This window comes from Aureimonas ureilytica (assembly GCF_001475935.1).
GTDB classification, from domain to species: domain Bacteria; phylum Pseudomonadota; class Alphaproteobacteria; order Rhizobiales; family Rhizobiaceae; genus Aureimonas; species Aureimonas ureilytica_A.
This window is the reverse complement of sequence record NZ_LDQA01000102.1, coordinates 1-6,140: the sequence shown is the minus strand read 5'-3', so window position 1 is coordinate 6,140 and position 6,140 is coordinate 1. Positions and strand designations below refer to the sequence as shown.

Sequence of the window (6,140 nt, the reverse complement as noted above, 5' to 3'; positions counted from 1 at the left end):
CCTAATTTGGTTCGATGATAGTCCAGTTGCAATAGACCAGTGGTAAGGCATGATCAGGCTCTGAAGTAGGGAAGTCTTCGTGAATAAACCGATCATGTAAAGATCCGCCCTGGCGGAGACGTGTCCCTTGCGTGACGTGGAACGAGGCAAGCTCGCTAGGGCTCTTGAGCCGATCGTACCACTGGCACGGTCAGGACGCGCAACAGATCGAGCTGCCTCGCTCATTCCGATCCCATCATGGGAGGGCCCACCCGGGTCGATCCCGAAGAGAAGCATGATCCGCAAGGGATCACGCATCAGCCAGGACGAGACATCAGCTCGGAGCGCTTGACCTCAACACGCCGAATAGAGAAGAGCCCGCAGCGTCGGTAGGTTGCGGTCATTCCGCTTTGCAACAACTTCCGACTGGAATACCGATCAGGCTTGAGTCGAGGCACGCACGACGAGAGACTGAGGTGGAGTGGACTTCTTGCCGTGACGGGTCTTTCGCAGCGTCGAGAGAAGCTTGCGAACTGCCAGCGATCCGACCTCGTCCAGCCTGAGTTCGACCGCCGTCAGCGGCGGGTCGCATTGCATCGCTCGCAGCCCGTTGTAGCGCGTCGCGATCCGCAGATCGGCCGGAATGGCGCGCCCCAGCGAGCGCGCCGCCCGCACGGCGCCCGTCGCGAAGGCGTCCACGAGAACGAGGAGACCGTCGATGGACGGATGGGCGGCCAAAAGCTCGGTGCAGGCCCGCGCCGCTCCGTCTTCGCCCTCACCCTCGGGCAGGCGCAGCACGATGGGCTCCTGGCCCGCATGGGCCGCGAAAGCTCGGTAGGCCTGTTCCGTCACCTCGTAGGAGGCGCGATCGACGTCCCCGATCACCAAGGCCAAGCGCGACGAGCGTTCGGCCAGATGTGCGATCAGAAGCTCGGCCGTGATCTCGGGCCGGAGATCCACCTCCTCGACCCCCGCCATGCCGCCTGGAACGCGGCCGATGGCAACGGTGGGTACGCCGCGTGCCGCAAGTCCGGCCAGATAGGGGTCGTTGCGCGAGGGCTCGATGACCAGCGCGCCGTCAATGTCGAGATCGAGCCGCAAGAGGTCGGCGCCCGCGATCGGGGGAACCAGCGTCAAGGCGATGCCGTGTTCCATCGCCGTGAGCGAGGCGGCAGCCGCGATCTCCATCATGAAGCCGAGGCGCGAGGGGCCTGCGGACACCGCGAAGGGCATGGAGGAGAACAGCGCGAAGTTCGCCGCCCCGCCGGTGCGCAGACGCCGGGCGCTGAGGTTCGGCCGGTAGCCGAGGTCGAGCGCCGCCTTCTCCACTTTGATCCGCGTCTCGGGCTCCACTGGCCTTCGTCCCGTGATGGCGTTGGAGGCGGTGGAGGGGGAGACACCGGCGGCCTCGGCGACCATGACGATGGTCGCGCGCCCCGCGGGGCGACGAGCTGTGTGTTTTGCCTGCTTGTTACTCAAGAGAACAATCGCTTCGTGGGCATCGTGATTAAAGTATCGTCATCCGTCTGATATTGCTTTTATAGCATATTGACGCTCGTTTCCAGACGCGGCTATGAGTACAAAAACGTTGTAGAGCGCTTTCTAGGCGCTCGATTTGCACTGAAGACTGCATCTCTGGAAAGAACGCCCATGTCCATCCCAGTCGTCGTCGAACCATCGGCCGCCGATCAGGTCACGCTGCGCCGCCGCTCCGTCGGGCTCACCGCCTACGATCCCGCGCGCTCGGCCGGTGGTTATACGCTGTTCGCGCCCCAGACCGGGGGCGGGTCCGTCTATCTCGTGGATATCGAGGGACAGGTCGTCCATCGCTGGCAGATGCCGGTCCGCCCGGGGCGCGACGCGGTGATTTTGCCCAACGGCAACCTCGGCTATAATGGCAGCCATTCCGACCCGTTCCGGCCCTATCCCGTCTGGCCGCTCTGGCGCGGCGGCGATTTCTACGAGGCGACGCCGCAGGGCGAGATCGTCTGGCGTTTCGAGGACCCGCGCCATCACCACGACGCGCAGTGGCTCGCCAATGGCGATCTTCTCTACGCGACGGTGGAGCCACTTTCGGAGGCGGTTTCCGCCCGCGTCACCGGCGGCGATCCGAGCCGCGACGCCCCGGACGGCATCGTCCAAGGCGACGTGATCCGGCAGGTCAATCGGCAGGGCGAGACAGTCTGGCGCTGGGCGGCGGGAGACCATCTGGCGCCAGAGGATTATCCGATCCATCCCATCTTCGATCGCCGCCACTGGCCCTTCGTCAACGGGCTCGGGGAAACCCGCGACGGCCTGGTCCTGATGAGCCTGCGGGTCACCTCAGGGATCATCGCCGTGGAGCGCGAGACCGGGGCCATCGCCTGGCGGATCGGCGCCGACAAGCTGGCCCAGCAGCACACGCCGATCGAAATGGCGGACGGCTCGATCCTGTGCTTCGACAACGGCAACCTGCGCTCGGGCGTCACCGCGCCCTATTCGCGCGCCGTCCAGATCGACCCGCGCTCGGGCCGCACGGTCTGGGAATACGCCGATCCGCTGAAGCCCGCCTTCTTCTCGCCCTACATGGGCAGCGCCGAGCGCCTCGCCAACGGCAATACTTTCGTCTGCGAGTCCGCCTTCGGCCGCCTGTTCGAGGTGACGCCGGACGGCGATATCGTCTGGGAATATGTCATCCCCTTCTTCGGAGAATATCCCGACGACGGCTCGCGCGACTATGCGGCCGGGCTGCAGAACAGCGTCTTCCGCGCCCATCGCTACAGCGCCGACCAAATCCCGTGGCTGAAGCGCTGACGGCATCGCGAGAGGAGAAAGTCTAATGACGATCCCGGCAGTCGCGCCCGCGCGCGGGACCCGAGCCAGCCGATACAAACGCCTGCTGCCCCGTCCCGGCTCGGGCGGCGCTTTCACCTCCTTCGCGCTCGTGATCGGCGTCTGGTGGCTCGCGACGGTGCTGGCCCCGGTCTCCTCCACCATCCTGCCGACCCCGCTCGACACGGCGCACGCCTTTGCCGAGATGGCTCGCAGCGGCGTCCTCTGGACGGACCTTGCGGCCTCGCTGTCGCGCGCGGCGATCGGCTTTGCCATCGGAGGCAGCCTCGGGGTTCTCGTCGGCCTCCTGACGGGGCGCACACGGGTCTTCCGTCTGCTTCTCAACCCTTTCCTCGCCGTGTTGCGTCCGATCCCGGCGATCGCGCTCGTTCCCGTCGCGATCGTCTGGTTCGGCATCGGCGAAGGGTCGAAATATTTCGTCATCGCCTACACCGTGTTCCTGGCCGTCTGGTTCAACACGCATCAGGGCATGGACTACGTGCCCGACATCTACATCCGCGCCTCCCGCTCGCTGGCGACCTCACGCCTGCGCGAGTTCTTCCTGGTGGTCGTGCCCGCCGCCGCCCCGCATATTCTCGCCGGCATCCGGCTCGGCGTCGCGCTCGCCTTTCTCAGCCTCGTGGCGGCTGAGCTGACCGGGGCCTCCTCGGGGATCGGCTACCGGCTTCAGGAAGCCCGGCAGTATATCCGCACCGACCGCATGTTCGCGCTCCTCATCGAGCTCGGGCTGATCGGCGCACTCATCGACATGGCCGTCTACCGGCTGGGTCGCCGCATCGTTCACTGGCAGCAGGCTTGAGGGCGGCATGACGATCGAAACTCTCCCATCCACCGCCTCCAAGGCCCGCTCCGCGGGGCTCGTCGAACTCTACGAGGCCGAAATCCGCTTCGGCGATCCGAGCGAGGGAGTTCTCGCCCTCGACCGCACGTCCCTCAAGCTCCAGCCCGGCTCGTTCACCGCGCTGATCGGCCCGTCCGGCTGCGGCAAGTCCACCCTGATGAACGCGGTGGCGGGCTTCGTGCCCCTGTCCCACGGCTTCGTGCGCATCGACGGCGAGCCGATGACGAAGCCTCATCCGGGTGTCGGCGTGATCTTCCAGCAATATGCGCTGTTTCCCTGGTTCACAGCGCGCGGCAATATCGAGTTCGCGCTTGCCAATCAGGGCGTTTCCCGGTCGGAGCGCACCGAACGCGCGCTCGCCGCCTTGGAAGAGGTCGGGCTCGCCGGCCAGGGCGAGAAATATCCCGGCCAACTCTCCGGCGGCATGAAGCAGCGGGTCGCCATCGCGCGAACGCTGGTCTGCGAGCCGAGCGTTCTCCTGATGGACGAGCCCTTCGGCGCGCTGGACGCGCAGACGCGATTGTCCATGCACGCGCTGCTACTGCGCCTTCTCGCCCGCCATCGAGCCACCGTCCTGTTCGTCACGCATGATGTCGACGAGGCGCTGCTTCTGGCTGACACGGTTCACGTCATGTCCCGCGCGCCCGGCCGCATCCTGGCGACTTACGCCATCGACACGCCTCGCCCCCGTTCCGTCGCCCGCTTCGACGCGGCCTTGAGCGATCTGCGGGCGACGATCGTCGATCTTCTCCACCCCACCACCGCCTGAACCCCATTCCGGAGCCCCGATCATGGTTCGCATGACCCGCCGCCTGTTCCTCGCCGCCGGCTCGGCCCTGGCGATCGTCCTCGCCGCCTCGCCCTCGCTCGCCAAGGACAGCCTGACCCTCGCCTGGTCGCCGGCCCCGCAGATGCCGCAGATCGACGTCGCCCTGGCCGAGAAGCTGTTCGAGAAGGCGGGGCTCGACGTCACAGTCGTGACCTTCGCTTCCGGGCGCGAGGCCTTCGAGGCGCTGACCGGGGGCCAAGCCGATCTTGCCACCATGGCCGAACTGCCGGCCGTGACGGGGGCGCTGCGCGACCAGAGCTTCAAGATCGTCGCCGATCTGGCGCGCTACAAGGGCTCTCGCGTCATCGCCAAGGCCTCGTCCGGCATCGCCGCGCCGGCCGACCTTGCCGGGCGGCGCATCGGCGTCACGCTCGGCACCAATACCGACTTCCTCCTCGGCAAGATCCTCGGCGCGGCCGGCGTCACGGCCGAGATCGTCAACGCCGCGCCGGCCGATCTCGTCCCCGCGCTCCTGCGCGGCGATGTCGAGGCGATCGTTCCCTTCCCGAACGCCTATCCGGCCGCCGCCCGCGCGCTGGGCGACGATTATCGCGAGATCCGCTCCGACCTCTACGAGCCGCATTATATCCTGGCCGCGAGCCCAGCCGCCCTGGACACCAAGCGGGACGCGGTGACGCGCTTCCTCGGCGCGGTGGTGGACGCCGACAAGCGTGTGGCGGCCGACCCGGACGCGGCGGCAGAAGCCGTCGTCGCGACCGTCCAGGGCAATATCGACGCCGCCGCCGTGCGTGCGCTGTGGAAAGACACCGACATCGGAACCCGCCTCGACCGCAGCCTTCTGGACCTGATGGTCGAAGAGGGCTCCTGGATCGTGGGACGCGGAGTCGTGAATGCCGATGCGCCGAGCGCCGCCACGCTGCGATCGTTCATTGAGCCCGGGCCTCTGGCTGCGGTTGCGCCGACGACTGCGAGTATCGACACAGCGCAATAAAAGGGGTTCTTTCAAGGGCGCTGGAGACTCGCGCCACTCGAAGCAGTGCGGGCAAGCTGTCTGATACCGTGTCCGCTTTCGGCTATGAGATCGAACCCTTAGAATGTCCCTGAAGGGTCGGAAGCGGATCGACCACTTCCGAGCGTCCGCCTCCAAGACACTGCCCGCCATCACCGGGTGAAGAGGCGACGGTCCGCTTCAAGGATGGTGTAAGGGGAATGCTGCTTGTGAGGAGATGTGACTCTTCATCAACTCCGTAAAATGGGGGCTAGGGCATCAAGGATAGGTCGTGGGGACACAGGAGCGCCACTCGGGCTCCACGATATCTGGAACTCCGCGATTTCGACGCCCACGACGAGATGCTCCGCCATCACCTCGGCGCACAAACGGAGATCGGCTAGAGACAACCCGCCCTCGTGGCGGTAGTCGGTTGGTACGATACCGGGTTCCAATACGTCACAGTCGAGGTGAAGGTAGATTGGTCGCCCTGCAATTGCTCGGCGCAACGCTACCGGAAGATCATCTGTCGGCTTGATATGAGGAATCTCGGCTTGGTCGATCAACACCTCTTCGAACGGGTCCAGATCGCGCTGCCCAACCAGGACAAGTGAACTCAACGGCAAGCCGGCGCCAAGGCCCGATTCCCATAGCCCCACAGGCGCCGAAACAGCCAACCCACCGAGATAGTGAAATAGCCCCCGAATGAA

6 protein-coding genes are annotated in these 6,140 nt (G+C 65.9%); 4 read left to right on the top strand and 2 right to left on the bottom strand.

Annotation, left to right across the window (positions count from 1 at the left end; genetic code table 11):
• Positions 1-417 precede the first annotated feature (417 nt).
• Positions 418-1,398: a LacI family DNA-binding transcriptional regulator gene (locus tag NS365_RS22740; RefSeq protein WP_058602572.1), complete on the bottom strand. Its 981-nt coding sequence runs from the start codon at positions 1,396-1,398 to the stop codon at positions 418-420.
• A gap of 231 nt (positions 1,399-1,629) precedes the next feature.
• Between NS365_RS22740 and NS365_RS22735 the strand changes: the two genes are divergently transcribed.
• From NS365_RS22735 to NS365_RS22720, 4 genes are read left to right on the top strand one after another with little or no spacing between them, the layout of a single operon-like run.
• Positions 1,630-2,772, top strand: coding sequence for an aryl-sulfate sulfotransferase (locus NS365_RS22735; protein ID WP_058602571.1), 1,143 nt, complete (start codon positions 1,630-1,632; stop codon positions 2,770-2,772).
• 25 nt (positions 2,773-2,797) lie between these two features.
• Positions 2,798-3,610, top strand: a complete 813-nt coding sequence (locus tag NS365_RS22730; RefSeq protein ID WP_058602570.1) for an ABC transporter permease — start codon at positions 2,798-2,800, stop codon at positions 3,608-3,610.
• A 7-nt stretch (positions 3,611-3,617) separates the two neighbouring features.
• A complete protein-coding gene (locus tag NS365_RS22725) occupies positions 3,618-4,421 on the top strand; it encodes an ABC transporter ATP-binding protein (RefSeq protein WP_058602569.1) in 804 nt (267 codons plus the stop codon).
• 22 nt (positions 4,422-4,443) lie between these two features.
• On the top strand, positions 4,444-5,433 hold the full coding sequence (locus tag NS365_RS22720) for an ABC transporter substrate-binding protein (protein WP_058602568.1): 990 nt from the start codon (positions 4,444-4,446) through the stop codon (positions 5,431-5,433).
• 248 nt (positions 5,434-5,681) lie between these two features.
• On the opposite strand, the gene NS365_RS22715 is transcribed toward NS365_RS22720, so the two are convergent.
• Positions 5,682-6,140 (bottom strand): arginase family protein (locus NS365_RS22715; protein ID WP_193753519.1); only part of this gene is annotated, 459 nt, incomplete at its 5' end.